The organism is Arthrobacter rhamnosi (assembly GCF_054510855.1).
Genome location: NZ_JBTNDT010000002.1, coordinates 165,569 through 191,800 on the forward strand (window position 1 = coordinate 165,569; position 26,232 = coordinate 191,800).

Annotated in this window: 29 protein-coding genes; 15 read left to right on the forward strand and 14 right to left on the reverse strand. The window is 68.2% G+C overall.

The window, feature by feature from the left end:
* Positions 1–9: 9 nt before the first annotated feature.
* Both ACX80I_RS05130 and ACX80I_RS05135 read right to left on the reverse strand, forming a co-directional pair.
* Positions 10–603, reverse strand: coding sequence for a tripartite tricarboxylate transporter TctB family protein (locus tag ACX80I_RS05130; protein WP_459344067.1), 594 nt, complete (start codon positions 601–603; stop codon positions 10–12).
* Entirely contained in the window at positions 600–1,616 is a 1,017-nt protein-coding gene (locus ACX80I_RS05135; RefSeq protein WP_459344068.1) for a Bug family tripartite tricarboxylate transporter substrate binding protein, read from the reverse strand. Before ACX80I_RS05135 ends, ACX80I_RS05130 begins: the two co-directional genes overlap by 4 nt.
* Positions 1,617–1,751: 135 nt before the next feature.
* On the opposite strand from ACX80I_RS05135, the gene ACX80I_RS05140 reads away from it, so the two are divergent.
* From ACX80I_RS05140 to ACX80I_RS05160, 5 genes are all read left to right on the forward strand, one after another.
* Entirely contained in the window at positions 1,752–2,636 is an 885-nt protein-coding gene (locus ACX80I_RS05140; protein WP_459344069.1) for a LysR family transcriptional regulator, read from the forward strand.
* Between the two features lie 136 nt (positions 2,637–2,772).
* Positions 2,773–3,687 (forward strand): 5-dehydro-4-deoxyglucarate dehydratase, encoded by a 915-nt coding sequence (gene kdgD, locus ACX80I_RS05145; RefSeq protein ID WP_459344070.1) that lies wholly within the window; start codon positions 2,773–2,775, stop codon positions 3,685–3,687.
* Between the two features lie 10 nt (positions 3,688–3,697).
* Positions 3,698–5,308 carry an aldehyde dehydrogenase (NADP(+)) gene (locus ACX80I_RS05150; RefSeq protein WP_459344071.1) on the forward strand — a complete coding sequence of 537 codons (1,611 nt, stop codon included), beginning with the start codon at positions 3,698–3,700 and terminating at the stop codon, positions 5,306–5,308.
* Between the two features lie 59 nt (positions 5,309–5,367).
* The gene (locus ACX80I_RS05155) at positions 5,368–6,636 is read left to right on the forward strand and encodes an enolase C-terminal domain-like protein (protein WP_459344328.1); all 1,269 of its coding nucleotides are present in this window, start codon (positions 5,368–5,370) and stop codon (positions 6,634–6,636) included.
* A gap of 38 nt (positions 6,637–6,674) precedes the next feature.
* Entirely contained in the window at positions 6,675–7,856 is a 1,182-nt protein-coding gene (locus ACX80I_RS05160; RefSeq protein ID WP_459344072.1) for an L-talarate/galactarate dehydratase, read from the forward strand.
* A gap of 47 nt (positions 7,857–7,903) precedes the next feature.
* On the opposite strand, the gene ACX80I_RS05165 is transcribed toward ACX80I_RS05160, so the two are convergent.
* The gene (locus ACX80I_RS05165) at positions 7,904–8,791 is read right to left on the reverse strand and encodes a DUF4031 domain-containing protein (protein WP_459344073.1); all 888 of its coding nucleotides are present in this window, start codon (positions 8,789–8,791) and stop codon (positions 7,904–7,906) included.
* A 17-nt stretch (positions 8,792–8,808) separates the two neighbouring features.
* Positions 8,809–9,366 (reverse strand): dihydrofolate reductase family protein, encoded by a 558-nt coding sequence (locus ACX80I_RS05170; protein ID WP_459344074.1) that lies wholly within the window; start codon positions 9,364–9,366, stop codon positions 8,809–8,811.
* Between the two features lie 130 nt (positions 9,367–9,496).
* Here ACX80I_RS05170 and ACX80I_RS05175 point away from each other — a divergent pair, with 130 nt between their 5' ends.
* Both ACX80I_RS05175 and ACX80I_RS05180 read left to right on the forward strand, forming a co-directional pair.
* Positions 9,497–10,528, forward strand: coding sequence for a sigma-70 family RNA polymerase sigma factor (locus ACX80I_RS05175; protein ID WP_459344075.1), 1,032 nt, complete (start codon positions 9,497–9,499; stop codon positions 10,526–10,528).
* A 188-nt stretch (positions 10,529–10,716) separates the two neighbouring features.
* The gene (locus tag ACX80I_RS05180) at positions 10,717–11,049 is read left to right on the forward strand and encodes a histone-like nucleoid-structuring protein Lsr2 (protein ID WP_087071895.1); all 333 of its coding nucleotides are present in this window, start codon (positions 10,717–10,719) and stop codon (positions 11,047–11,049) included.
* Positions 11,050–11,190: 141 nt separating this feature from the next.
* Here ACX80I_RS05180 and ACX80I_RS05185 read toward each other — a convergent pair whose 3' ends face one another.
* Positions 11,191–11,625 carry a hypothetical protein gene (locus tag ACX80I_RS05185; RefSeq protein ID WP_459344076.1) on the reverse strand — a complete coding sequence of 145 codons (435 nt, stop codon included), beginning with the start codon at positions 11,623–11,625 and terminating at the stop codon, positions 11,191–11,193.
* Positions 11,626–11,823: 198 nt separating this feature from the next.
* On the opposite strand from ACX80I_RS05185, the gene ACX80I_RS05190 reads away from it, so the two are divergent.
* The 3 genes from ACX80I_RS05190 (at position 11,824) to ACX80I_RS05200 (ending at position 14,683) form a co-directional block, all read left to right on the forward strand.
* Complete coding sequence (locus tag ACX80I_RS05190; protein WP_459344077.1) at positions 11,824–12,918, forward strand: WD40/YVTN/BNR-like repeat-containing protein; 1,095 nt, start codon at positions 11,824–11,826, stop codon at positions 12,916–12,918.
* Between the two features lie 17 nt (positions 12,919–12,935).
* The gene (locus ACX80I_RS05195) at positions 12,936–13,223 is read left to right on the forward strand and encodes a MoaD/ThiS family protein (RefSeq protein ID WP_459344078.1); all 288 of its coding nucleotides are present in this window, start codon (positions 12,936–12,938) and stop codon (positions 13,221–13,223) included.
* 173 nt (positions 13,224–13,396) lie between these two features.
* Positions 13,397–14,683 (forward strand): ammonium transporter, encoded by a 1,287-nt coding sequence (locus ACX80I_RS05200; RefSeq protein WP_459344079.1) that lies wholly within the window; start codon positions 13,397–13,399, stop codon positions 14,681–14,683.
* A 246-nt stretch (positions 14,684–14,929) separates the two neighbouring features.
* Here the strand turns inward: ACX80I_RS05200 and ACX80I_RS05205 are convergent, their stop codons facing one another.
* Complete coding sequence (locus tag ACX80I_RS05205) at positions 14,930–15,304, reverse strand: GNAT family N-acetyltransferase (RefSeq protein ID WP_459344080.1); 375 nt, start codon at positions 15,302–15,304, stop codon at positions 14,930–14,932.
* Positions 15,305–15,489: 185 nt separating this feature from the next.
* Here ACX80I_RS05205 and ACX80I_RS05210 point away from each other — a divergent pair, with 185 nt between their 5' ends.
* The gene (locus ACX80I_RS05210; RefSeq protein ID WP_459344081.1) at positions 15,490–15,981 is read left to right on the forward strand and encodes a winged helix-turn-helix transcriptional regulator; all 492 of its coding nucleotides are present in this window, start codon (positions 15,490–15,492) and stop codon (positions 15,979–15,981) included.
* Positions 15,978–17,312: an MFS transporter gene (locus tag ACX80I_RS05215; RefSeq protein WP_459344082.1), complete on the forward strand. Its 1,335-nt coding sequence runs from the start codon at positions 15,978–15,980 to the stop codon at positions 17,310–17,312. The genes ACX80I_RS05210 and ACX80I_RS05215 overlap by 4 nt, the downstream gene beginning before the upstream one ends.
* Before the next feature lie 112 nt (positions 17,313–17,424).
* Here ACX80I_RS05215 and ACX80I_RS05220 read toward each other — a convergent pair whose 3' ends face one another.
* The 6 genes from ACX80I_RS05220 to ACX80I_RS05245 form a co-directional block, all read right to left on the reverse strand.
* Positions 17,425–18,990 (reverse strand): 5-oxoprolinase subunit B/C family protein, encoded by a 1,566-nt coding sequence (locus ACX80I_RS05220; protein ID WP_459344083.1) that lies wholly within the window; start codon positions 18,988–18,990, stop codon positions 17,425–17,427.
* Positions 18,977–19,735 carry a LamB/YcsF family protein gene (locus tag ACX80I_RS05225; protein ID WP_459344084.1) on the reverse strand — a complete coding sequence of 253 codons (759 nt, stop codon included), beginning with the start codon at positions 19,733–19,735 and terminating at the stop codon, positions 18,977–18,979. Before ACX80I_RS05225 ends, ACX80I_RS05220 begins: the two co-directional genes overlap by 14 nt.
* Before the next feature lie 83 nt (positions 19,736–19,818).
* Positions 19,819–20,070, reverse strand: coding sequence for a CDGSH iron-sulfur domain-containing protein (locus ACX80I_RS05230; RefSeq protein ID WP_459344085.1), 252 nt, complete (start codon positions 20,068–20,070; stop codon positions 19,819–19,821).
* Positions 20,067–21,101, reverse strand: coding sequence for an iron-containing redox enzyme family protein (locus ACX80I_RS05235; protein ID WP_459344086.1), 1,035 nt, complete (start codon positions 21,099–21,101; stop codon positions 20,067–20,069). Before ACX80I_RS05235 ends, ACX80I_RS05230 begins: the two co-directional genes overlap by 4 nt.
* A 250-nt stretch (positions 21,102–21,351) precedes the next feature.
* On the reverse strand, positions 21,352–21,813 hold the full coding sequence (locus ACX80I_RS05240) for a DUF4383 domain-containing protein (protein WP_459344087.1): 462 nt from the start codon (positions 21,811–21,813) through the stop codon (positions 21,352–21,354).
* Between the two features lie 31 nt (positions 21,814–21,844).
* Positions 21,845–22,726: a manganese catalase gene (locus ACX80I_RS05245; RefSeq protein WP_459344088.1), complete on the reverse strand. Its 882-nt coding sequence runs from the start codon at positions 22,724–22,726 to the stop codon at positions 21,845–21,847.
* Positions 22,727–23,007: 281 nt separating this feature from the next.
* Between ACX80I_RS05245 and ACX80I_RS05250 the strand changes: the two genes are divergently transcribed.
* Genes ACX80I_RS05250 through ACX80I_RS05260 form a run of 3 tightly spaced genes read left to right on the forward strand, consistent with a single transcriptional unit; the run spans position 23,008 to position 24,982 of the window.
* On the forward strand, positions 23,008–23,838 hold the full coding sequence (locus ACX80I_RS05250) for a hypothetical protein (RefSeq protein ID WP_459344089.1): 831 nt from the start codon (positions 23,008–23,010) through the stop codon (positions 23,836–23,838).
* Positions 23,838–24,290 (forward strand): phage holin family protein, encoded by a 453-nt coding sequence (locus ACX80I_RS05255; RefSeq protein ID WP_459344090.1) that lies wholly within the window; start codon positions 23,838–23,840, stop codon positions 24,288–24,290. The genes ACX80I_RS05250 and ACX80I_RS05255 overlap by 1 nt, the downstream gene beginning before the upstream one ends.
* Positions 24,287–24,982 (forward strand): DUF3618 domain-containing protein, encoded by a 696-nt coding sequence (locus tag ACX80I_RS05260; RefSeq protein WP_459344091.1) that lies wholly within the window; start codon positions 24,287–24,289, stop codon positions 24,980–24,982. Before ACX80I_RS05255 ends, ACX80I_RS05260 begins: the two co-directional genes overlap by 4 nt.
* A 93-nt stretch (positions 24,983–25,075) precedes the next feature.
* Here the strand turns inward: ACX80I_RS05260 and ACX80I_RS05265 are convergent, their stop codons facing one another.
* Both ACX80I_RS05265 and ACX80I_RS05270 read right to left on the reverse strand, forming a co-directional pair.
* The gene (locus ACX80I_RS05265) at positions 25,076–25,660 is read right to left on the reverse strand and encodes a cysteine hydrolase family protein (RefSeq protein WP_459344092.1); all 585 of its coding nucleotides are present in this window, start codon (positions 25,658–25,660) and stop codon (positions 25,076–25,078) included.
* Positions 25,647–26,030: a hypothetical protein gene (locus tag ACX80I_RS05270; protein WP_459344093.1), complete on the reverse strand. Its 384-nt coding sequence runs from the start codon at positions 26,028–26,030 to the stop codon at positions 25,647–25,649. Before ACX80I_RS05270 ends, ACX80I_RS05265 begins: the two co-directional genes overlap by 14 nt.
* Positions 26,031–26,232: the final 202 nt, after the last annotated feature.

Below are 26,232 nucleotides of genomic sequence, written 5' to 3' on the forward strand. Positions count from 1 at the left end.
GGGGGTTCCCTAGAACAGATGCGGGATGGGCACGTTGAGTGCGGAGACGAAGAGCAGGTAGAACGCGACGGTGATGCCCACGCTCAGCACGGCTGTCATCCGCCAGGTCTCCCGGCCCAGGAAGCGCAGCCAGACCACGTTCAGGAGCAGTGCCGGGATCTCGAAGCCGATGCGTCCGATCAGGAGGGTGAAGACGACGAGGCTGACGAGGCCGGCCGCAACCTGGAGGCTGGAGCGGGAGAACTTCTCCGCGTCCAGGACGTTCCGTCCGAACAGGGCGAGGGCTATGCCGAGGACCATCAGCAGGACGCTGATCAGAAAGGGCCACAGGCCCGGTTCCGGGTCGGCAGGGGACCCCAGCCCCATTTTCAGTGAGCCGAGGGTGCCGGCGGCCCCGATGGCGGTGACGACGATCGCGGAGGCGATGTTCGCCCCTGGTCCGGCGGCGGGGGGTTTCTCCTGCTCCCACTGCGCGGCGAGGTCCTCCGGCGTCAGGTCGTCGACGAGATGGTGCCCGTGGTCGGGAGCCTGGTGTTCGGGCTCCGGGTGGAGGGCGTGCGAACCGCCGGTTGCCCGGCGGTCCGCGTCAGGCGACGATGTCACTTCTCGCCGCCGAGGTCGATCTCGTACTTCTCCACGAGCTCCTTGTACTTGGCAGCGTTGGCCGTCCACTCCTCGGTGACCTGCTCACCATCGATCTCGTGCGGAGTGAAGAGGTTCTCCTCGTTGAACTCCTTGTACTCCTCGCTCTCGAACGCGGCCGAAACGGCTTCGCGGAGCTTCTCCAGCGCCGGCTCCGGGGTGCCCTTGGGCGCCGCGATGGCACGGTACTGCGACACGGGGACGTCGTACCCTGCCTCGAGGGCGGTGGGCACGTCCGGAAGGTACTGGTTGCGCTCCTCGGAGAACGTCACGATCGGCCTCAGGGTGCCGGCGTCGATCTGCGGCATCGCCTCGCCCAGCTGGATGGTGGCGAAGTCGACCTGGTTCCCGAGGATCGCCGTCATGGCCGGAGAACCGCCGTCGAAGGGAACATCGGTTCCGTCGACACCTGCCTGCTTGAAGAGCAGCGCCTGCGCCAGCTGGCTACCCGTGCCGACGCCCGTGGTGGCGAAGTTGAACGACTTGCCCGCTGCCACGATGTCCTCGACGGTCTTGTACTCGGACTCGGCATTGGCCACCAGCACGTAGTCGTCCTGTGAGATACCGCTGATGATTTCGAGGTCATCGAGGCTCACCGCTTCGTCCTCGCTCACGGCCAGGGGCGTGATGGCGATCAGGGACGCGTTGAGCAGGATCAGGGTCTGCCCGTCCGGCTTCGCGTTGGCGACTTCCTGCGTGGCCAGTGCGCCATTCGCACCGGGCTTGTTGACCACGGGAATCGGAACGCCGAGGGGGTCCGAGGCGTTCTCGGCGATGGCCCGACCGATCAGGTCGGTGCTGCCTCCGGGATCCTGTCCGATGGTCAGTGTCACCGGACCGGAGGGGAAGTCGCTTCCGTCGTCGCTTCCGCCGGAAGTGGCGACATTGCCACCGCAGGCGGAGAGGGTCAGTGCCAGGACAGCTGCTACACCCATGGTCGACGCTGAGCGACGGGCGAACTTCGAGTGAAACATGAGAATCTCCTTTGATGGAGGTCTAGGAGTGACCGTCTGTGATGACGCTCACCCTGAGCCTGTACAGAAAGCTTAGAAATGCTCGTCATGCATGTCTAAGCCCAATAAAGTATGAGCTGATACCCTCTGTGCATCATGTACTCCCTCGATCAGTTACGCGGATTCGTCGCGGTGGCCGAAGAACTGCACTTCGGCAGGGCCGCCGAACGCCTGCGCATGACCCAGCCACCGCTGAGCCGGCAGATCCAGAAGCTGGAAAAGGCGATCGCAGTCCAGCTGTTCGAGCGGGACAGTCGTGGCGTCACCCTCACGGCCGCCGGCACCGCGTTCCTCGGGGAGGCGCAGCGGCTCCTGGCGCTTGCCGAGAGCGCCCCGGATCTGGCCCGGCGCATCTCGAGGGGATCGGCGGGATCCATCCGGCTCGGTTTCACGGCGGCGTCGACCTTCGGCATCCTGGGCGCCCTGCTCAACGAGATCTCCGGCGAGCTGCCCGAAGTCGACCTCGAGCTGCGGGAGATGGTCACGCGTGAGCAGATCGACGCCCTCCGGGACGGGGACATCGATCTGGGGCTCGCCCGTCCCCCCTTCGACGAGGACGTCTTCGGATCCCGGTTGCTGTACCGCGAGCCCCTCGTCGCAGCGGTGCCGCACGGCCACCGCCTCGCCTACGTCGGGCGCCCCCTGACGATCGAGGACCTGAGGGGCGAAGCGCTCATCATGCACTCCCCCACCCAGGCGAAGTATTTCTACGACCTCATCGTCCGCCTGGCCCCGGCCGGCCAGCTGCACTACGTCCATACGGTGGCCCAGATCCTCACGATGGTGTCGCTGGTGGCAGCCCACCGCGGCATCGCCCTGGTGCCCCACTCGACCACGGTCCTCGGCATCGACGGCGTGCAGTACTGCGACCTCGACGGCTTCGGATCGGATCCCGTCGAGCTCTTCGCCATCTGGCTCAAGGAATCCAAGAACCCCGCCCTGCACCGCGTCCTCGACGCCATCACCGAGCGCCACGACTAGGACGGGCGATACCGGGAAGGTATCGGTCCATTCTAAAACAGTCTTAGACACGTATCGCCGCGGTTCATACGCTGGGTTCTATCGAACCTCTCTGGCGCTCCCGACGGTCGCGCCACCTCTACCGAAGGGTCTCCCCGTGGCTCACCTGAATCCCTCCGAGCTGGCGCAACGCATCAAGTCGGGCCTCCTCTCCTTCCCCGTCACGCACTTCGACGAGGAGTTGCAGTTCGACGAGGGCCGGTACCGCGACCACCTGGCATGGCAGTCCGACTTCGACGTCGCTGGCCTGTTCGCCGCCGGCGGTACGGGCGAGGGCTTCTCACTCACGACGGCCGAGATGGACCGGGTCGTCCGCGTCGCCGTGGACGAGATCGGCGGCAAGGTGCCCGTCATCGCGTCGGCCACCGGTGGAACGTTCTCCGCCATCGAGCACGTCCGCGCCGCCGGGGACGCGGGAGCCGACGGGATCCTCCTCATGCCCCCCTACCTGACCGAGGCGGACCAGGAAGGCCTGATCGAGCACGTGAGCGCTGTCTGCGCGGCAACCTCGCTGGGAGTCATCGTCTACAGCCGCGCCAACGCGGTGCTCAATGACCATTCGGTCGCCGTCCTGGCCGACCGGAACCCGAACCTGATCGGGTTCAAGGACGGCATCGGCAACATCGAGCAGATGACCCGCATCTACGCCCGGGTGGGCGAGCGCCTCACCTACATCGGTGGCCTGCCCACCGCGGAGACCTTCGCGCTGCCCCTGCTGCAGCTCGGCGTCAGCACCTACTCGTCCGCGATGTTCAACTTCGTCCCCGAGTTCGCCCTCGGTTTCTACCGCGACGTCATCGCCCAGGACCGCACGGCGGTCTACGAGAAGCTCAACGACTTCGTCATCCCCTACCTGGACATCCGCGACCGGGTGAAGGGATACGGGGTGAGCATCATCAAGGGTGGACTCGATGCGGTGGGCCGCAACGGCGGCCTCGTGCGTCCGCCCCTGCAGAACCTGACCGAGGCCGACCAGTTCGAACTGTCCACCCTGATCAAGAAGATCAGCTAGGAGTCCCGACATGACCACCACGTTCAGCCCCACCGTCACCGGGCAGTCGCTCATCGCCGGGCGCGCGGTCCGGGGATCCGCCGGCGTCACGCACGCCGTCAACCCGGCCACCAATGAGAAGCTCGAACCGGCCGTCACCCTGATCGACGGGGACCAGCTCGCCGAGGCGACCGCCGCGGCGGCTGCCGCCTTCGACACCTACCGGGCCACGACACCTGCCGAACGTGCCGCTTTCCTGGAGCGCATCGCCGACAACATCGACGCCCTCGGCGCCGAGCTGACCGAGCGGGCCGTCCTCGAGACCGGTCTGCCCGCTGCGCGCATCGACGGCGAACGAGCCCGAACAGTTGGCCAGATGCGCCTCTTCGCAGGCGTCGTCCGCCAGGGTGATCACGTGCAGGCCCGGATCGACCCTGCCCTCCCCGAACGTGCTCCCCTACCCCGACTGGACATCCGCCAGCGCCACATCGGACTCGGTCCCGTCGCGGTCTTCGGCGCGAGCAACTTCCCCCTCGCGTTCTCCACAGGCGGAGGAGATACGGCGTCGGCCCTCGCCGCCGGTTGCCCCGTCATAGTCAAGGCCCACAACGCGCACCCCGGCACCGCGGAACTCGTCGGCCACGCCATCACGCGGGCCGTCGAGGAATCCGGACTGCCCGCTGGAGTGTTCTCGCTCGTCTTCGGTGCCGGCTCCTCCATCGGACAGGCCCTCGTCGCCGACCCGCACATCAAGGCCGTCGGCTTCACGGGCTCCCGCAGCGGCGGCACCGCCATCATGGCGACCGCCGCAGCCCGGCCCGAACCGATCCCCGTCTATGCGGAGATGTCCTCGATCAACCCGGTCTTCGTCTTCCCCGGAGCCATCAGCGACGACGTCGACACCCTCGCCTCCGGCCTCGTCGGCTCGCTCACCATGGGCGCCGGTCAGTTCTGCACCAACCCCGGCCTGGTCTTCGTTCCGGTCGGCACCCAGGGAGACCGGTTCGTGGCGGTGGCGTCCGAGGCACTCCGGCAAACCCAGGGCTCCACCATGCTCACCCGTGGCATCGCCGAGGCATGCGCGGCAGGAGTGTCGAAGTTGCGCAACGAATCCGACGTCGACGTCGTCGCGGAAGGCCGGCCCGGCCCCACGGAGAACGCCCCCGGCGCGGTCCTGTTCAGCACCACCACGGACACCTTTCGGGACAACATCAGACTTCAGGAGGAAGTCTTCGGTGCCGCCGGGATCTTCGTCCGCTACGGCAGCGAGGACGAGCTCCTCGCCTCCGCTGAGGCACTCGAGGGCCAGCTCACCGCGACGATTCACGCGACCCCGTCCGACACCACCGCGATCGCACCCCTGCTGCCGGTCCTGGAGCGCAGGGTCGGGCGGATCCTGTTCAACAGCTGGCCGACGGGCGTCGAAGTGGGCCACGCCATGGTCCACGGCGGCCCCTACCCCGCCACCTCGGACTCCCGCTCCACCTCGGTCGGATCGCTGGCCATCCTGCGGTTCCAGCGCCCGGTCAGCTACCAGAACATCCCCGACGAGCTGCTCCCGGCGCCGCTGCAGGACGCCAATCCCTGGAAGCTCAACCGCCGCGTCGACGGCATCGTCGTCAGTGCGGAGGAGAACCAGTGACCTCGTCCACACCGACCATCGCCTCCGTCGACGTCGTCCCTGTCGCCGGACACGACAGCATGCTCCTGAACCTCAGTGGCGCCCACGGGCCCTACTTCACCCGCAACATCGCCATCCTCACCGACTCGACCGGCAATACCGGCCTGGGTGAGGTCCCCGGAGGCGAAGCCATCCGTTCGACGATCCAGGAAGCCGGTGACCTGCTGGTCGGCCGGCCCATCGCGCTCTACCGCCAGCTGCTGCGCCAGGTGTCCGAGCGCTTCGCCGACCGCGACGCCGGCGGCCGGGGCTCCCAGACGTTCGACCTCCGCACGACGATCCACGCGGTGACCGCCATCGAATCAGCGCTCCTGGACCTGATGGGCCAGCACCTCGAGGTCCCCGTCGCGGAACTCCTGGGCGAAGGGCAGCAGCGCGACCGGGTCCAGATGCTCGGCTACCTCTTCTACGTCGGCGACCGCACCAGCACGGACCTGCCCTACCTCAGCGGCGATGACACCTCGGACGCCTGGGGACGCCTCCGCCGGGACGAAGCCATGACCCCCGAAGCCATCGTCGCCCTCGCGGAAGCCGCTCAGGAGAGGTACGGGTTCCAGGACTTCAAGCTCAAGGGCGGGGTGCTCCCGGGAGCGGAGGAGGTAGAGGCCGTCAAGGCGCTGGCCGCCCGCTTCCCGGAAGCCCGGATCACGCTCGACCCCAACGGCGGCTGGCTCCTCAAGGACGCCATCGAGCTCTGCTCGGAACTGCACGGCGTCCTCGCCTATGCGGAGGACCCCTGCGGGGCGGAAGGAGGATTCTCGGGCAGGGAGACCATGGCCGAGTTCAAGCGAGCCACGGGGCTCCCTACCGCCACCAACATGGTCGCCACCGACTGGCGCCAGATGGCACACGCCATCCGCTCCAACGCGGTGGACATCCCCCTCGCCGACCCGCACTTCTGGACCATGCAGGGCTCTGTCCGCGTGGCGCAGCTCTGCAACGACTTCGGCCTGACCTGGGGGTCCCACTCCAACAACCACTTCGACATCTCCCTTGCCATGTTCACGCATGTCGGGGCGGCTGCTCCGGGGAACATCACGGCACTGGACACGCACTGGATCTGGCAGGACGGGCAGCCCCTCACCAAGAAGCCCCTCGCCATCGAGGGTGGGTTCATCACGGTCCCCCAGCGGCCGGGCCTCGGCATCGACCTGGACCGCGATGCGCTCCAGGCGGCACACGAGCTGTACCTGGAACACGGGCTCGGTTCCCGCGACGACGCTGCCGCCATGCAGTACCTCGTGCCGGACTGGACCTTCGACCCGAAGAGGCCCTGCCTCGTCCGATGACCGATCTGACCTCCCGACCCCAGACGAAGGATGCTCACATGAATTCCGGTACTACTCTGACCAGTCCTGCAGCCATCCCGGCCGGCACCGACGCGGCAACCGATCGGATCCGCCACGTCAAGCTGTCGACCCTGACACTTCCGCTGGACACACCCATCAGTGATGCGAAGGTCCTGACCGGCAGGCAACGGCCCATGACCGAGATCGTCTTCCTCTTCGCGGAGATCACCACGGAGGACGGCCACTCCGGGATCGGGTTCAGCTACTCGAAGCGCGCAGGCGGACCGGCCCAGTACGCGCACGCACGGGAGATCGCCGACAACCTGCTGGGCGAGGACCCCAACGACATCGGCCGCGTGTACCAGAAACTGCTGTGGGCCGGCGCGTCGGTGGGACGCAGTGGAGTCGCAACCCAGGCCATCGCAGCGCTGGATATAGCCCTCTACGACCTGAAAGCCAAGCGGGCGGGCCTTCCCCTGGCGAAGTTGCTGGGCTCGTACCGCGACTCCGTGCAGACGTACAACACGTCGGGTGGATTCCTCCAGGCGTCCATCGAGGAAGTGAAGGCCCGCGCCACCCAGTCGCTCGCCGACGGGATCGGAGGCATCAAGATCAAGGTGGGCCACCCCGATTCCCGCGTCGACCTGGCGCGGGTCGCTGCTGTCCGGGAACACCTGGGCGCTGACGTCCCCTTCATGGTGGACGCCAACCAGCAATGGGACCGGCCCACGGCCATGCGGATGGGCCGCACGCTGGAACAGTTCAACCTCGTATGGATTGAGGAGCCCCTCGACGCCTACGACGCCGAAGGGCATGCCCAGCTCGCGCAGGCTCTGGACACCTCCATCGCAACGGGTGAGATGCTGTCCAGCGTCAGCGAACACATCGATCTCATCACCCATCGGTCCGTCGACATCATCCAGCCCGACGCACCGCGGATCGGGGGCATCACGCCCTTCCTCCGTCTGGCCGCACTGGCCGACCAGGCGGGACTGCAGCTCGCTCCTCACTTTGCCATGGAGATCCACCTGCACCTGGCGGCGGCTTATCCGAGGGAACCGTGGGTCGAGCACTTCGAGTGGCTCAACCCCCTGTTCAACGAACGCCTCGAAACCCGTCAGGGGCGGATGGTCGTCCCGAACCGGCCCGGACTGGGCTTCACCCTGAGCGATCAGGCCCACGCCTGGGTGACGGACTCCGTGGAGTTCGGCCGGAAGTGACCGCCCCGGGTCCGTCGATTCGACGGACCCGGAGCCCTACCTCCTCGTCAGGGCCGCTCGAGCGACGCGAGTTCCTGCGCCAGATTGCTGCCGGCCCGCTCTGCCCACAGCGCCCGTGCGCGCTCGGTGCGGTAGAGCGGGTCGAGCGCGATCAGCCGCTGCAGGACACTCCGCCGGCCGGCGGTGAATGCTTCATCCGGAATATGCGAATATTCCGCGCGCACCGCTGCGGCGTAGCGCGCGTAGTCCTCGGGTGATCCGCCGAGAACCGAGAGGTCGGCGTCGCACAGGAGCTGCCCCGCCCTGTCCCCGGACCGAGGATCGTGGCCCACCGTGAGGAGCACGAGGCGCTCGACCTCCTCTACCACGGCGTTGTCCACGCGGCCCGTCAACCGCTCGACGGCGAGCGCCGCGGAGGCCTGTTCGTCCTTCCCGGCCGCGCCCTCGTAGACGGCGTCGTGGAACCAGGCGGAGAGGAGGACGGCCATCCGCTGCGGCTCGTCCGCGGGTTCGAGGAGCTGGTCCAGGGCCTCCAGGACGGCGAGCAGGTGCACCGGGGTGTGGTACTTCCGGTGGGGTTCGCCCCACCGATCCAGCAGCTCTCCGCCTAGGCCGGGATCCTCGGGCAGGATCGACGCCCACCGCGACAGAAGGGCAGCGCGGAGTTTCGGCCCCCGCCGTCGGGCAGGGACCCGGAGGCCGCTGGCGATCAGGGCCCGCACCAGCTCGGTCCCGCTGACCTCGAGGGCGCCCTGCTCCACCAGCTCCCGGTAGCGCCGGGCCGGCACGTCGTAATGGTCCTCGTCGAAGGCCCGGTGCGGGATCCCCGCAGCCGCCGCGAAGGCGTGGAGTTCCTCGAGTGACGACGTCGACACCAGGTGGGAGAACACGGTTCCGTGTGCGGGCCAGGACGGCGGATCGATGAGGACGGCCATGACCAGCAGTCTAGGGTTCAGCCATCTTCGCTGCGGAGTCCGTAGGACGCCAGGACGTTGCCCTTGCTCGTGGTGGTCGTCTCCTGCATTTCCAGCCGTGTCACCGGGTCCGTGGGCGCGAAGAGGTGGCGTCCCGAACCCGCGACCACCGGGTGGATCATCAGGAGGAGTGAGTCCAGCAGCCCTGCGAACAGGAGCTGGCGCACCAGCGAGATGCTGGCACAGATCGCGATGTCCCCGCCCTCGGTCTGCTTCAGCGCCCGGACGAACTCCTCCAGGGGCGCGTCCATGAGGGACGCGTTGGTCCAGCCCAGCTCCCCGCTGAGCGTGCGCGAGGCCACGAACTTCCGTACCGGGTTGATGAAGCTGCCGAAGGGGTCGGCGGACTCGGCGGAGGGCCAGTAGCCGGCCCACTCCTCGTACCCGTGGCGGCCCAGCAGGACGGTATCCACCCGGCTGATCATCCCCCCCATTCCCGCGCCGAGTTCCGCGTCGAAGCTGTCGAACTGCCAGAGGTGCGGTGATTCGACCACTCCGTCGACGGAGGAGAAGAGGCCTGCTGTGAGTTTGCGCATGGGTGCTCCCGGTATCGGTTGGCGGCTTTCCACACAATAGACGGAGCGGGGTCGGTCCGATCATCGGCGGAGGAGGAAATTTTCGGGCCACCTCCTCCCACCCCGGGACCGCCGTCGCTACGCTCGATGCATGCAGCCCGAGACCGCCACTCCGCCCCGGAGATCCCTGCCCGGAACGGAAGCGGAGACGGAGCCCTTCGAACGACTCTTGGAAGCCTCCCGACGTGAGTTGACCGGGTACTGCTACCGGATGCTCGGTGCAGCGTCCGAGGCCGAGGATGCCGTGCAGGAGACCATGATCAAGGCCTGGTCGCGGCGCGAGACGTTCGCCGGCGAATCCTCCCTGCGGACCTGGCTCTTCCGGATCGCGCACAACGTCTGCGTGGACATGCTCCGCAGCCCGCAGCGCCGCGCCCGCCCCATGGACCTCGGTCCGTCCACCCGCACCGCGGATGCCGTGCTCGGTGCGCCCCTCACCGAAGGCGTGTTCGTGCAGCCGATCCCCGACGAGCGCGTCATCGACCCCTCGGGAGATCCGGCGGCGATCGCCGAGGCCCGCGATACCATCCGCCTGGCCTTCATCGCCGCCCTGCAGTACCTGCCCCCACTCCAGCGCAGCGCGCTGATCCTGTGTGAGGTGCTGCGCTGGTCGGCGGCGGAGGTCGCCGCCCTGCTCGAGGTCACCACGGCCTCGATCAACAGCGCACTCCAGCGTGCGCGCAGAACGATGGCCCACCAGGAGCCCGCCGCGCCCATGCCCCTCGAGGACCCGGCGCACAAGGACCTGCTCGCCAAGTACCTGCGTGCTTTCGAGTCCTACGACATGGACGTGCTCGTCTCGCTCCTGCGGGACGACGTCGTCCTCTCCATGCCGCCCTTCGACCTCTGGCTCCGTGGTCCGGCCGATCTGCGTGCCTGGTTCCTCGGCGAGGGCAGCGTCTGCGAGGGTGGGCGGCTCATCCCCCTGACCATCAACGGAGCGGGTGGTTTCGCCAATTACCACCTCGTCGAACCCGGCCTGTGGGAACCGTTCGCGATCCAGGTCATCGAGTCGGATGGCGAGCAGATCGTGGGCCACCACAACTTCCTGTACCCGGAGATGTTCGAGGCATTCGGCCTGCCGCTGGTCATCGATGAACGCGGGACGGTCACCACGGACTAGCTCCATCGCCCGCACGATGGCTGCAGGTGCCGACAGCAGGTCACACGACGGAGGATTTCCGCGCCGAGCGGCGTCGATAAAGCCCTGGCCGTCCCCATTCCCGAAAATCCCGATACTTTCCGGGGATTGCAGGATAAGGTCGGGAACCGGGGGCTGATGAATTCATTCGCACGACACAGGAGAATCTGATGGCACAGCGCGTACAGGTGCAATTGGTCGACGACCTCAGTGGCGAAGAGGCACAGGAAACAGTGCGGTTCGCACTCGACGGCACGAATTACGAGATCGACCTCACCCAGGACAATGCAAATTCCCTGCGTTCCGCCCTCTCCGCCTACGTGGACAAGGGCCGCAAGGCGGGGGCCGGCCGGCAGTCGGCAGCGAGCCCGAAAGCCTCCTCCCGATCGAAGCGCGAGGACACGCAGCAGATCCGCCAGTGGGCCCAGGAGAACGGCTTCAATCCGAGTTCGCGCGGCCGCATCACGCAGTCGATCATCGACGCCTACAACGAGAGCCGCTAACCGCGCGCCGGCTCCTCCGAGCCAATTGGGCGGACGTTTCGGACGATATGTCCGGTAATGGTTCTGTCGGGGAAGAAGGCGGGAACCAGGAATGGTCCCGCCTTCTTCCGTTCCGGACCGGAGAAGGACGGAACCCTACCGCTAATCCCCACCCCCGGCCTCGCGTGCCCATGCCTCGGCCTTGGCGGGACATTCGAAATAGCGGGATTCCGAGAGGGACTGTTCCACGAAGGCGGCGATTACCTGGTCCACGGGACCCGTGCCGACAAAGCTTACCCGTGAGGTGAGGTCGCACTCCAGGATCGCGGTGCGGGCGTTCGCAGTGATCCCGACCATGCCCTGCAGATGGATCACGAGGGGCAGCAGGTAGCCGTCGGACAGCTCGCGGATACTCTCGTACGACTCGAGGATGTCGGCGACAGTGAGCAGCGAGCCGGGCGCCCACCAGAGCACGAGCAGGCCGGAGCGGACTTCGATGCAATGCTTGCCGGCGCAATGCCGGCGGGTGCCGGGAGTGTGGCCGGGACCGGGACAGGGCCGCACGGGCGCGGCGTTCCCGAGGACGATCTGATGCAACGGTGCCTCCAGGTGAACGGATGATCCGCTCCCCAGCGATCGAATACGACAACTCTGGCAGGCTCCGCTGGTGATTTCATGCATGCGGACAGAAGCGGGTAGCGGCACCTGTACAAAACGGGTGGTGCGTGGCATCGTCCCAAGTGATCTGCATCATCGGGCCGGGGTGGAAACCGGAACACGCCAACGGGGGCAGCCATGTCAGCAGCAGGAACAACCCTCCTCGCCATCGGTACGAAGAAGGGCCTGTGGCTCGCTTCGAGCACCGACCGGGAGACGTGGACGGTGTCGGAGCCGAAGTTCCTCATGGAGGAGATTCCCAGCGTCGGCATCGACACCCGCGGCGGCAGGACCCGCCTCTTCGCCGGGCGTATGTCCTGGCACTTCGGCCCCTGCATCGCGCATTCGGACGACCTCGGGGAGACCTGGGCGGAACCCCAGGAGGGCGGTATCCGCTTCGGAGCGGACGACGGCGCTGCGCTCGAGCGGGTCTGGCAGATCCAGCCCGATGCGGAGAGCCGGCCCGGAGTGGTCTGGGCGGGATGCCAGCCGATCTCCGTCTGGAAGTCCACGGACCACGGTGAGACGTTCGAACTGAACCGCGGCCTCTGGGACCACCCGCACCGCAGTGAGTGGGGCGCCGGTTTCGGCGGCGCAGCCGCACATACGGTCCTACCGAGTCCCGCGGATGACACCGTCCACGTCGCCATGAGCACGGGCGGCGTCTACCGGTCCGACGACGGCGGGGGTACCTGGCAGCCCCGTAACCACGGCATCAGTGCCTACTTCCTGCCGGACCCTGCACCGGAGTTCGGCCAGTGCGTGCACAAGGTGGCCCGCGACGCCGTCGACCCCGACCGCCTGTTCGCGCAGAACCACCACGGCGTGTACACGAGCCACGACCGCGGCGACTCCTGGCAGTCCATCGCGGAGGGCCTGCCGGCCGACTTCGGCTTCGTGATGCTCACCCACCCCCACCGCAGCAGCACCGCCTGGGTCATCCCGCTGAAGGCCGACGGTGAGCGGATCCCACCCGACGGGCACCTCATGGTGCACAGGACGGACGACGCCGGTGCGACCTGGCAGGCCAGTGACGCCGGACTGCCGCGCGCTGAGTACAACGCCGTGCTGCGTGACGCGGCCTGCGTCGACACGGCAGAGGTCCCGGGCGTCTACTTCGGGACGCGCGGGGGGACCGTCTACGCGAGCGCCGACGAGGGCCGCACCTTCCGGGAAGTGGCGAGCCACCTGCCGGACGTGCTCTCGGTGCGTGCCGCCGTCGTTCCCGCCTGACCAGGAGCCTGTCCACCATGGCCTCCGTGACCGTCCTGATCCCCACGCTCCTCCGCCCGTACGTCGACGGACGCAGCGAGATCAGCATGAGCGTGCCCGACGACGGCGACGTGTCATCGCTCCTGGACGACCTCGGCGCGGGGCGCCCCCTGCTCGACCAGCGCATCCGCGAGGAGACCGGTGCGCTGCGGCGCTACGTGAACATCTACATCGACGGCGAGGACGTGCGCCGGCTGGACGGGCTGGGAACCCCGGTTCCACCAGGTGCGACCGTGATGATCATCCAGTCGGTCGCGGGAGGCTAGGGCCGGGACGAGGCGTAACACAAAGTTAACCGCGCCCGCGGCGGACCGAAACGTGCCGCTGTCTACCATTGCTCAGCGCGGTGTGCCATCCCGGTTCCGCACCCACCCCCAGTGCGACCCCGGGCTCTGTCCCCTCGGGCACACGAAAGCGCTGTCACGGAAATGGACTTCCCATGGATTCTGGAAACGTCGCTTGGATTCTCGCCAGCGCCGCGCTCGTCTGTCTGATGATCCCGGCACTGGCCCTGTTCTACGGAGGAATGGTGGGCTCCCGCCGCATCCTCAACATGATGATGATGTGCTTCGGCGGGGCGAGCCTCGTCGCCGTGCTGTGGGCGCTCTTCGGGTACTCGATGGCCTTCGGCAACTCGGTAGGCGGCTTCGGACTGATCGGTGACGTCGCCGAGTACGCCGGCCTGGGCCAGCTGCTGGCCGAGGACCCGGATGCATCCATCCCGCCCATCCTGTTCGCCGCCTTCCAGCTCTTCTTCGCCTGCGTCACCACGGCGCTGGTTGCCGGCGCTGCAGCGGGCCGCATGAAGTTCGGCGCGTGGATGATCTTCGCCGGTGTCTGGGCGACCCTGGTCTACTTCCCGATCGCTCACTGGGTGTTCGCCTTCAGTTCGGAGGACGGCTCGGTGGTCGGCGGCTGGATCGCGAACAACCTCGGCGCCATCGACTTCGCCGGTGGTCTCGCAGTGCACATGAATGCCGGTATCGCAGCGCTCGCCCTGTCGCTCGTGCTCGGGCGCAGCCACGGCTGGCCGAAGGTGGACCACGCCAAGCCGCACAGCCGGCCCCTCGTCCTCGTGGGAGCCGGGCTCCTGTGGGTCGGCTGGTTCGGTTTCAACGCAGGCTCCGCCCTCTCCGCGGGACAGGCCGCCTCGGTGGTCTTCCTCAATACCGCCGTCGCCGCCGCTGCAGGCCTTCTCGCGTGGGCCCTCGTGGAACGGATCCGCAACGGGGCCGCCACCAGCATGGGAGCCGCCTCGGGCCTGATCTCCGCGCTCGTCGCCATCACCCCGGCCTGTGGAGCCGTCAGCCCCATGGGAGCCCTGGCCATCGGCGCCATCGCCGGAGCCGTCTGCTCACTCGCGATCGAGCTGAAGTTCCGGCTGGGCTTCGACGACTCGCTCGACGTCGTCGGCGTACACCTCATCGGCGGCATCCTGGGGACCCTGCTCATCGGGTTCTTCGCCACCGAGGATGCCCCCAACGGCGTCGCCGGGCTGTTCTACGGCGGCGGTGCCGGCCTGCTGGGCATCCAGACCGTCGCGACCGTGGCCGTCCTGGTCTACTCCTTCGTCGTCACCTGGGTGATCGCACAGGTCATCCAGCGCACCGTCGGGCTCCGCATCGAGCAGGAGGACGAGCTGCGCGGCATCGACATCGCCGCCCACTCCGAGTTCGCCTACCTGACCGACGAGGATCCCGTGGACCTCGGCGCACCGCGCAAGTAGTTCCCGCAGGACGTGTCCGGGTCGCCGAACGGCCCGGACACGTCAGCGGAGAAGACGGTGAGCAGGAACAACCTGAAGCAGTGCGTCCTGCCCGGGGCGCACTGCTTCCTCGTGATGGGGCTGCTGTTTATTCCCCTGGCGTTATATACAATGCGGTCGGCTTCGCCCGGCAAATCGCGGGGCAGCCCGAACCCCGGACTCCGGGGGTCGGGCACGGCGGCCCGACGGGTCGGCCGGATGTGCGCCTCAGAGGCGCAGGGCGTTGAGCTGCGCGAGGGCTTCGTCCGGGCCGACGGCCGTGATGCCGTGCACGCGCGCCCAGGACGTGAGTTCCTCGGTGATGACCTGGGACACCCCGGACCAGCGGGCGTAGGGCAGGACGTAGATGGAATCGATGTCGGCGTGCGTGGGGCCGAGGAGCCGCAGGCCGCCGCAACCGACCGGCTGCCCCGTGGCGAGTTCGTAGGCGATGAGGAAGACCGCGATGTCGTCTCCGTCGTCGGCCCGCACGGGAAGGGCGCTCGGCCCCCGTCCCCGCTCGTTCTCGGCACGCAGCGCTTCCCGCAGCCCTATGGCTACGGGATTGGCCCAGGGGACCTGTCGAACCCTCAGCGTCTGCAATGCCGCCTCCTGGAGAAGTGTTGTGCTCCCTACGCTACGGAGCGGCGGTTTCGGCCGCATTTCCGTCCGCGAAACTCCATGTGCACGTTGTCTCACCTGCCACCGGGGGGCCGCCGGGGCTCCTGGTGGGACAGCCCCGTGTCCACCTCTGGCTTTCCCGAAGAAAGTAGCATACGGTCGCCCGCATGCCCCTGAGATCCGATTGGTCCGACAGCCAGTGCCCCCTTGCCCGGGGACTCGAGGTCCTGGGCGATCCGTGGAGCCTCCTCGTCCTGCGCGAGGTCTTCTTCGGCCACGCCCGGTTCGAGGACATCAAGGCCTCCACCGGCATCGCGGACAGCGTCCTCAGCAAGAGGCTCTCCGCCCTCACCGCGCACGGCCTGCTGGCCCGCAGGCAGTACCGCGACGAATCCGGCAGGACACGCCACGAGTATGTGCTGACGCCGAAGGGCGACGGGACGCTGCCGGTCCTCAATGCCATGATCCACTTCGCCGAGGAGCACCTCGGCGCACCCTCGGACTCCGCGCACATGCAGATCATCCACTCACCCTGCGGACGCAGGACCACCAGCGCGGACAGGTGCGACGCCTGCCGCGAGGAACTCACCGCCGACACGACGACATGGGTGAGCTTCGCCCGCGCGGGCGGACCGGTCCAGCTCGCGGGTTCGCAATGAGCCGCGCCACCCGGGAGCGGCGGGGCCGGAGGATTCACCCGGCGTGGATCGTGGCCGCCGTCGCCTTCCTGACCCTCGTCGGAGCAGCGGGCTTCCGTGCCGCTCCGTCCGTGCTGATGGTCCCCCTCGAGCAGGAGTTCGGGTGGTCCCGCGGCATCCTGTCCCTGGCCGTCAGCATCAACCTCGTCCTCTTCGGGCTCACTGCGCCCTTCGCCGCCGCCCTCATGGAGAGGTTCGGCGTCCGCAGGGTCACCTCCTTCGCCCTCCTGGTCATCGGCGCCGGGAGCGCCCTGACCGTCTTCGTCCGGGAACCATGGCAGATCCTCCTCACGTGGGGCATCCTGATCGGCATCGGAACCGGAAGCATCGCCCTCGTCTTCGCGGCGACCATCGCCTCCACCTGGTTCGTCCGCCGTCGCGGCCTCGTGGTCGGGATCCTGACCGCGGGCAGTGCGGCAGGGCAGCTCGTGTTCCTCCCGGTGATGGCCGTGCTGGTCGAAGCGGCGAACTGGCGGACGGCATCGCTGGTCATCGCGGCGGGTGCACTCGTGGTGATACCCCTCGTGCTCCTCTGGGTGCACGACTCCCCTGCCGACATCGGCGTCCGCCCCTACGGCGCGCCTCCGGGCGCCGACGGGGCGGAGGAACCCGCCGCACCGCGAGCGGCCGGCTCGACCAATGCCGCGGTGCGGGCACTGCGGGCGCTCCGCGCGGCGTCCCACCACCGCACGTTCTGGGCGCTGGCCCTCGGTTTCGCCATCTGCGGGGCGACGACGAACGGCCTCATCGGCACCCACTTCATCCCGTCCGCCCACGACCACGGCATGCCGACGACGACGGCCGCGGGGCTCCTCGCCGTCGTCGGGATCTTCGACATCGTGGGGACCATCGCCTCCGGCTGGCTGACCGACCGCTACAACCCCAAGGTGCTCCTCGCTGCCTACTACCTCTTCCGCGGCGTGAGCCTCTTCGTGCTGCCCGCGCTGCTGGCCGCGACGGTCCGGCCGCCGATGGTGATCTTCATCGTCATCTACGGGCTGGACTGGGTGGCGACGGTACCTCCGACGGTCGCCCTCTGCCGGAGTGCGTTCGGCGCCGACGGGCCCCTCGTGTTCGGCTGGGTGTTCGCCGCGCACCAGCTCGGTGCGGCGGCCGCAGCCGTGGGAGCGGGACTCATCCGGGACACGACGGGCGAGTACACGATCGCCTGGTTCGGGGCGGCCGTCCTGTGCGTCGTGGCGGTGCTGCTCACCGTCCTGGTCCGCCGGGACACGGAGGCCGCGCCACGGCGGGACGCGGTCACCAAGGCCCTCGTGCCGGCCGACGACTGACACCAACGGCACACCAACGACCGACGCCGCCCGCGTCCGTCGCCCGCCGCCGTCGTCCCAGGTCCGTCGGGCCCGGCGGCCGGTGGACCGCAGGCAGGTCCACCGCGGGAGGTCAGGTCCGGAACCGGACCATGGCGCCCGGCGGCAGTTGTGCAGCACGGTCCAGATCCGCCGAGGCGACGACGGCGATCACCGGATAGCCTCCCGTGACCGGATGGTCGGCCAGGAACAGTACCGGCAGGCCCGACGGCGGTACCTGCAGGGCTCCGCGCACCGTCCCTTCACTCGGCAGTTCTCCTTCGCGGGTACGCCTCAGGGACGGGCCGTCGAGCCGCAGGCCGATCCGGTTGGACTGCGCCGTGACCGTCCAGTCCGTTCCGCACAGCCGGGCGAGCGCATCGTCGTCGAACCAGTCGTCCCGGGGACCCGGGACAACCCGCAGGATTTCCGGAGCCTCGGGCCGCCGCGGGACTTCCGCGGAACCCACCGCCGACCGCTCCGGCGGTCCTACCGGCAGGCCCATCCCCCTCGCCAGTGGGGGAGGACCGAGTCCTGACATCGAATCCGTCGACCGGCTGCCCAGCACCTCCTCTCCGGCGAATCCACCCCGCACTGCCGTGTAGGCACGCAGGCCCGACACCGGAGGGGACTGCCGCAGCACCTCGCCGTCGCGCAGCAGGAAGGGCGTGCAGAGGGACGCCTCGCGCTCGCTGCCATCGGGCAGGGCAATGGTCACCTCCACGTGGGCACCGGTCACCGCGAGTACCTGATCCTCTCCGGCACGGAGGGCAAGCCCTCCGTTGAGGCTCTCGATGACCGCCGAGCCGGCGGCATTTCCCACGAGCCTGTTCGCCTGCCGGAGCGCGGCGCGGTCCAGCGCCCCTGCCCCGGCGACGCCGAGTGCCATGCGGCCGGGCCTGCCGAGGTCCTGCAGGGTGCTGTAGAGGCCGGGGTCGACGACGGTGAGACCTCCCTGCCCGGATGGAGGGGCGGGAGCCGTCCCGGCCGGCACCGCCGCCACCTCGACCAGTTCGCGGACCGGAGCGAACCGGACGCGGTTGCCGGGCCGGATGAGGGCAGGCTGCTCGCGGCGGGCGTCCCACAGAACGGCGGCAGTACGGCCGATGAGTTGCCAGCCGCCGGGCGACTCGCGCGGGTACACCGCCGAGAAGGTGCCGGCGAGCGCCACGGATCCTGCCGGGACCGCCGTGCGGGGCGAGTGCCTCCGCGGCACCTCCAGGCGGGGATCCCCGCCCGTGAGATAGGCGAAACCCGGGGCGAACCCGCCGAACGCCGCACTCCACGGCGTCGCCGTGTGGGCCGTGATGACAGCATCCTCGCTCAGGCCTGTCAGCCGGGCCACCTCGGTGAGGTCGGCACCGACGTACTGCACGTCGATGGTGACGAGCGTGTCGTCCCGCTCGGCGGGCAGGGACGGATCCATCGCATGAAGACGGTCCGCGAGCGCCGCCACCTGACGGGCTTCCCTCACCGTGACCAGGACCGTGCAGGCCGCCGCCACCACGTCCACCTGGCCCTCGACCGGGTCTTCCTGGAGCTGCGCCTGCACGCTCAACACCTCCGGCAGATCGGGCAGTTCGATGAGCAGTCCGCGGTCCCCGACGGGCCGCAGCGTCCTGCCGGCCTGCCGGAGGCCGGCTGTGTCAGGCGAAGGCACCGACCGTCACGCCCGCGGAGGTGAGTGCACGGCGTACCGCTGCCGCCATCGCGACGGCGCCCGGCGTGTCCCCATGGACGCAGATGCTCTCGGCGTCGATGCGGATGCGGGAACCGTCGATCGCCACCACCTCCCGCTCCGCTGCGATGCGCAGCACGTGCTCGACGACGTCGGACTCGTTCCTGAGCACGGAGCCGGGCTCCCGCCGGGAGACGAGCGCGCCATCGGGCAGGTAGGCCCTGTCCGCGAAGGCCTCGACGACGGTGCGGAGCCCGGCAGAGCGCGCCTCCGCCTCGATGACGGAGTTCGGCAGCACCAGGAGCGGCAGGGCGTCATCCACCTCGCGGACCGCCTGCACCACGGCGCGGGCCTGGCTCTCATGCACGGCGATCGTGTTGTACAGCGCGCCGTGCGGCTTCACGTACTTCACCGCCGTGCCTGCCGCGCGTGTCAGGGCCTGCAGTGCCCCGATCTGGTACACCACGTCGTCGGTCAGTTCGGAGGGGTCCACGTCCATGAACCGCCGGCCGAAGCCCGCCAGGTCCCGGTAGCCGGGGTGCGCACCGACGGTGACCCCGGCCGAAGCGGCCGCCACACACGTGGCCCGGATCCCGGCCGGGTCTCCGGCATGGAACCCGCAGGCCACATTGGCGCTGGAGACCGACTCGATGATGCGGGCGTCGTCCCCGAACGTCCAGTTGCCGAACGATTCTCCGACATCACTGTTCAGGTCCATTGCCGCCATGTGGCCTCCGTTCAGGCGTTCCGTCCCACGTTCCCGTCCAGCATGCCCGACGGACGGCCTCCACCGCGGACGCGGGGCGGCTGTCAGGGCTCGGTCTTGAACCCGGTGAGCTTGTGCGAGCCGTCGCAGTAGGGCTTCAGCACGGACGCGCCGCACCGGCAGAGCGCCACCGTCCGCCGGGTGCGCGGCAGCTCCTTGCCGTCCGCACCGACGAGTTCGAAGTCGCCGCGGATGAGGAGCGGACCGTTGGGACACGCGACGACGGACACCGGGGTCCTGCCGGAGTTCAGCGGGCGCTCCGGTGCCGGCTCGGACACATCGGACGCCCCGCTCACGAAGCCATCGATTCCGAGGCCCGCAGCGAGGAGCGGCCCGACTCCCAGGCATCCATGATGTGGACGGTCATGAGGGTGTCGACGGCGAGTCCGGCGGCCGCTCCGAACAGGACGTCCTGCAGCAGCCGCGGATCGGATTCGACGAGTCCGCCGGCCATGTCCCGCCCGGCGATCTGCTCGTGGACGGCGTCGGCCTCGACGTGTTCGTCGAAGTACTCGAGCGCGTCCTCGCCGTACCCGAGGCGCTTGAAGCCACGCGAGTACAGGCGGTTCGGCTGCGACGACGTCATCTCGTAGGCAGCCAGGTGTCCGACGATGGCCCCTCGAAGCCGGCGGTTGAGGCCGAACAGCGACATGAGGTTGTTCACCGCCAGTGTGATGGCGGGAGTGGCATCGAGGTAGGCCCCGTACGCGTCGTCCATGCCGAGCTCACGCATGGTGCGGGCGAAGAGCGCGGAGTGCATCCGCGCGGGCAGGCCGTTCCCGTACTCGTCGGCCTGGATCTCCACGAGGGCTGCCTTGGACCGGCCGGCCAGGCGCGGAATCGCCCACGTGTGCGGGTCGGCTTCCTTGAGCTGATAGATGGACTTGTGCACGAGGAACTCGCGGACCTGCTCGTTCGTCGCGGACTTCGCCACGTAACGGGACATGCTCGGACCGGAATCCTCGCCGGTCATGCGGAACAGCTCCGCGCACACTGCCTCGCTTGTCGCCTCCGGCAGGTCACCGAGGACGACTTCGTCCCGTACCCTGCGCTCGAAGGCCACCTCGAGCTGCTGCCGCACGCGAAGGAGGTCCGGGTTCCATTCCCAGTCGTCGCCCGCGCCATCGATTCCGCTGTAGTGCAACTCGTACAGGCAGAAGAGCGCGAGCTGGAGGTCGTCGTCGTGCAGGATGTCCGCCGTCTCGGCGAGCGCGGCCTCGACGAACGCGCCGAGCCGCCCGAGCGCGTCCTGCTGCGACTCGATCGTTCCGGCAATGATGGCCAGGACTAGCGCGCTGACTTCTCCGCGCGGGGAGGGCTGCTTCATCAAGGACCTCTCTGTCGACAGGGCTGCCCCATGGGGCCGGGGCGTCAATGCTAAGCGTACTTCGCTTTCGTGCGTCGTGGTGCCCGTCGCCGGGACGGCCGCTCACGACGACGCCGGACCGATGGACACCCGGAGGTGCCCTCGATCCGGCGTCGTGCGGCACTCGATGTGCCGTATCCGTAGTGCTGATTCCAGGCGTGGAGTCACGGTGCCGCACACCGGACTCCCGCCCGCGGGGCGGGTGTCCGGGTCAGACGCGGCGCGTGGCGGAGCGGTCGCGGCGACCGAGCGCGAGGGCCAGGCCGATCATGCCCACCGCCAGCAGGAAGTGCAGCCAGTCGTCCGCGGTGTTCACCGGGACGAAGTTGGCCGACGACTCCTGGCCGATCACCAGTCCGTAGAGCCACAGGATGGCGTAGATGATCCCGCCACCGAGGAGGTACGAGCGCGCCCCCGACTGCGTCCTCGACATGGCCACGCCGGCGATGCCGAACAGCAGGTGGACGATGTTGTGGAGGATCGAGACCTGGAAGATCCCGAGCAGCATCGCCTCCGACTGGTGTCCGGCGAACATCATGGTGTTGTAGTTCGAGGTGATTCCGGGAATGAACCCCAGGATTCCAACCAGCAGGAAAACGATGCCCACTGCCTGCGCAGCGCGTTGCAGGGTGGTGCGGCCACTCTCCACCGTGCGGTCATTCGTATTTGTCATGACAGTCTCCTTCTCCTCGGTAGTGCGATGGTTATTCGCGGTTCAGCTTGTCCTGCACGGTGCCGGCCATCTTCTCGACGGTGTTCGGGATCTCCGTGGTGCCGTAGAAACGAGAGTCCGGATGGGTGACCGCCGGCATGGGAGCACTCGTGGTGGGGCCTTCGTGGTAGGTGAACTCACCCTTCCCGTCCGGGCTCGGTCCGGAGGCCCAGCGACCCTCGGCCGCCGCCTTGCCGTCCGAGAAGTTGAGGTACTGGTAGGAGACCTCCGTGGCTTCCTTCTTCTGCGGGAAGTTGCTCGGCACGGGCATCTCCTCGAGCTTCGATTCCTGCAGCTCCCTGGCGGCCGCCACCCACTGGTTCTGGTGCATGGTGTCCCGTGCCAGCAGGAAGGACAGCATGTCCCGGACCCCGTGGTCATCCGTCATGTGGTAGAGGCGGGCCACCTGCAGCCTGCCCTGCATCTCGGCGTTCGCATTGGCTGTGAAGTCCGCGAGCAGGTTGCCGCTCGCTGTCACGTAGCTGCCCTGCCAGGGGTTGCCCATGCTGTCCACGGGTCGGGCGCCTGCTCCGGCCACGATGGCGTGCTGGAGGTCGGTGCCACCGACCACGGCGGCGATGGCGGGATCGGACTGTACGGCGTCCTCGGTGATCCCGAGCGGCGCCTTCTCGAGCAGCTGCGCGATCATCGTCGCCAGCATCTCGACGTGCCCCATCTCCTCGGCGCCGATCCCGAAGAGCAGGTCACGGTACTTGCCCGGGATGTGGGCGTTCCAGGCCTGGAAGCTGTACTGCAGGGCCACGGTGATCTCGCCGTACTGGCCGCCGAGGACTTCCTGCAGCTTGCGCGCATAGATCGCGTCGGGCTTGTCCGGGCTGGCCTTGTACTGCAGCTCTTGCTTGTGGAAAAACACAGGGTGCTACCTCCCACCTTGGGTCCTCGCAGGCTTGGACTCGCTCCTCCTGGAAGCGGCCGCGGAGGTCCTCTTGATTCGACGCTAAGGGCGCCACTAGGATTTTTGGAAGATACTAAGTCTACTTATTTAGATGTTGCGGGATCTTGCGAAAGAGCTTGCAAAAGTTAAGGTAAGCATGCTTAGCTTCAGTGATAAGTCCAGCACGAGATGCCGGACCATCACATCGAGAACACGATGGAGCGTCCGCGTTAACGGCAATATCAACGTTAGGAAGAACCATGACTACGCAGAATTGGCCGCAGGATCCCCTGGTTCCCTCCACCACAGGTCCCGAATCGTCCACGTCGGACCTCGGTGCCCACGAGCTCGGCACCACCGGGTCCACCGGCGGTAACTCCGGATCGAAGACTTCCGCTGCCAAGCACCAGGCCCAGCAGGTCGGCCAGGAAGGCAAGGAAGCAGCCAAGAACGTAGCCGGCACCGCCGCCTCCGAGGCGAAGAGCGTGGCTGCCGAAGCCGGCTCACAGGCCAAGAACCTGCTGGGCACGGTGACCTCCGAGGTCAAGAGCCAGGCCGGCACGCAGCAGCAGAAGATCACCGAAGGTATCCGCAGCATTTCCGATGAGCTGAAGTCCATCGCGGAGAAGTCGGACAACCACGTGGTGTCCAGCGTCGTCCAGCAGGCCGCCCAGCGCACCAACTCGGCTGCTTCCTGGCTCGAGGGCCGCGACGCCACCGACATCCTCGAGGACGTCAAGGCCTTCGCCCGCCGCAAGCCCGGAGTATTCCTTGCCATTGCAGCGGGATCGGGACTCGTCGCCGGCCGCCTGACGCGTGGGTTCACCGGCAACCGGGAGTCCGACACGTCCGGTTCCGCCCGGAACTTCGCATCGACCGGCACCGCGACCGGAACCTACCCCGGTTACACCGAGACGGGAACCGACCTCTACACCGGTACCCCCGCTACTGCAGGCTTCGGTGAGACGACCCACGGCCAGCACGTCGCAGGGTCCAACCCCGCTTTCGTCGACCCCACGGACGACTACCCCACCATCCCGCCGGGAACCCCGCCCGTGGGCACCCTGCCGAATGACGGGAGTCTGCGCTGATGGCTGAGGCATACACCGGCGGTGCCCACCAGGCCGCCGCCCCCCTGCCGACGGAGGCCGAGCAGCGCTCCGCCAACGCGTCGGTAGGCGAACTCCTCGGGGAGGTGACGAAGGACCTCTCCAAGCTCATGCGCCAGGAAGTGGCTCTGGCGAAGGCCGAAGCCACGGAATCGGCGAAAATCGCAGGCAAGGGCGCCGGCATGTTCGCCGGCGCAGCGGTCGGAGGTCACTTCGTCCTCCTGTTCCTGTCCATCGCCCTGATGTGGGGTCTCGGCGCCCTCATGCCCCTCGGCTGGGCCGCCCTGATCGTGGCGGTCCTTTGGGGCATCATCGCCGCAGTGCTGGCACTCCAGGGCAAGAAGGAAATGAAGAAGGTCAAGGGTCTTCCACAGACAGCGGAGACCGTCAAAGAGATCCCGCCGACACTGAAACCAGGTGAGCAGACACGATGAGCCAGACGCCAGAAGAGATCCGCGCAGATATCGAACGCACCCGCGAGGAACTGGGTACCAACGTCGACGCCGTGGCAGACAAGGTGAATCCCGCCAATATCGCGCACCGTCAGACCGAGAAGGTCAAGACCAGTTTCAGCAACGTGAAGGAGACCGTCATGGGCAAGGCCGAGGACGTCAAGGATTCCGTCATGGGTAAGGCCGAGGACGTCAAGGGCTCCGTGACCGGCAAGGCCGGAGACGTCAAGGACAGCGTCAGGAGCACGGCCGGAAGCGGGAAGGGCACCGCCCAGTCGGCTGCCGGCACCGCCAAGGACAAGGCTGCGCAGGCGGGACATGCCGTCCAGAATGCCCCGCACCAGCTTTCCAGCAAGGCCGCCGGCAACCCGCTCGCCGCCGGGCTGATCGCCTTCGGCGCCGGCCTGCTCGTTGCATCCGTCATCCCTGCCAGCCAGAAGGAGCAGGAGGCCGCATCGCAGCTCAAGGAGCAGGCAGCGCCCCTGAAGGAAAAGGTCACAGAGGCCGCCAAGCAGATCGTGGAGGACGTGAAGGAGCCGGTGCAGGACGCCGTCCAGTCCGTCAAGGAATCCGCCGTCGACTCGGTGCAGACCGTGAAGGACGAGGGCCAGCAGGCCGCCGGCCACGTCAAGGGCCGCGCCCAGGACGCCACGGCGAACGTCAAGCAGAGCTGACCTCCGAGGTACACACGACGGAAGCCACCGGATTCGTTCCGGTGGCTTCCGTCGTTACCGGTTCCGTCCGGGCGAGCGGCGAGGCGTCGCCCGTCAGGCGAGGAGGGCCTCCGCTTCCGACCGGCTGATGACCGCCTGCCGGTACTCCACGGAGAGGATCTCGAGCATCGCCGCCGCGTACTGCGCGTTGGTGCTCCCGATCGCGTCGAGTACGTAGCTGACACGGAAGTCGTGCGCGAAAGCGTCCGCGCCCGTGTGCGCCACGCAGTTGTGCGTGGAGACACCGGCAAGGACGAGCCGCTCCACGCCGTGGCCCCGTAGGCGCTCCGCGAGGTCCGTGCCGAAGAAGGCGCTGTCGCGGGTCTTCGTCACGGTCTCGAGCCCTCCGACCCGAAGTCCCTCGACTGCGTCCGCCTGGTGCGTCCCCCGGAAAATGAATCCCTGGTCGTCGTCGAGCATGGAGACGGTCCACGTGGAGCGGTCCGGGAGGTGTTCGGTGCGCGCCACCAGGACCGGCGTCCTCCCCCGCTGTGCGGCGTCGATCAGGGCGTTGCAGGCGTCCACCAGGGCTTTCTGTGCGCCGGCGAGGACCTCGTCCTCGAAGAAGGCGTTCTGCATGTCGATGATGAGCAGCGCCCCGCCCCTTTCCGACCCGTCTGAAGCGTCAGAGCGCGGCATCAGGCTCCCGGCGGGCATCCCGGACGCGATCCTCGCGTGCGGTGACATCCGCTTCGGAGGGCACGATGTTCAGCAGGGACGGGTGAGGGCCGATCAGGGCGGTGCCGTGGCCCCCTGCGAGTCCTGGCAGGACGACAAGGTCCGCGGGCCCGGCCAGCGCGTCCGGCAGGGCCTCCGCGAGGCGCCGCACGTCACCCTCGGCCATGGCCGCTGCCTGGGCGATCTGGGCGACCGTGTGACCGTCGGCGAGGGCCAGCCGGATGGCGGCGCCACACGCCATCGCGAGCCGGTCACGCTCGAACTCGGCGTTCTCGAGGTCCGCGGCAGCGATCATGACCTGGTTGATGTGAGGGGAACGTACGGCTGGCATGGGCGCCTTCCGGTGTCATGGGCGACTACGCAGTGCATGCCAATCCGGGCATAGATGCGGTCGTCCTGCAGATGTTCGGCCGGTGGCTGGACCTTCCCGCCATTCTACGGAAGCACTCCGGGGCGGCAAAGCCGCCCGGCGGGCGGTCTCTCCGCCCTTGGAACCGCGGATCGGGGCCACAAATCTCAAGATAAACGCTAAG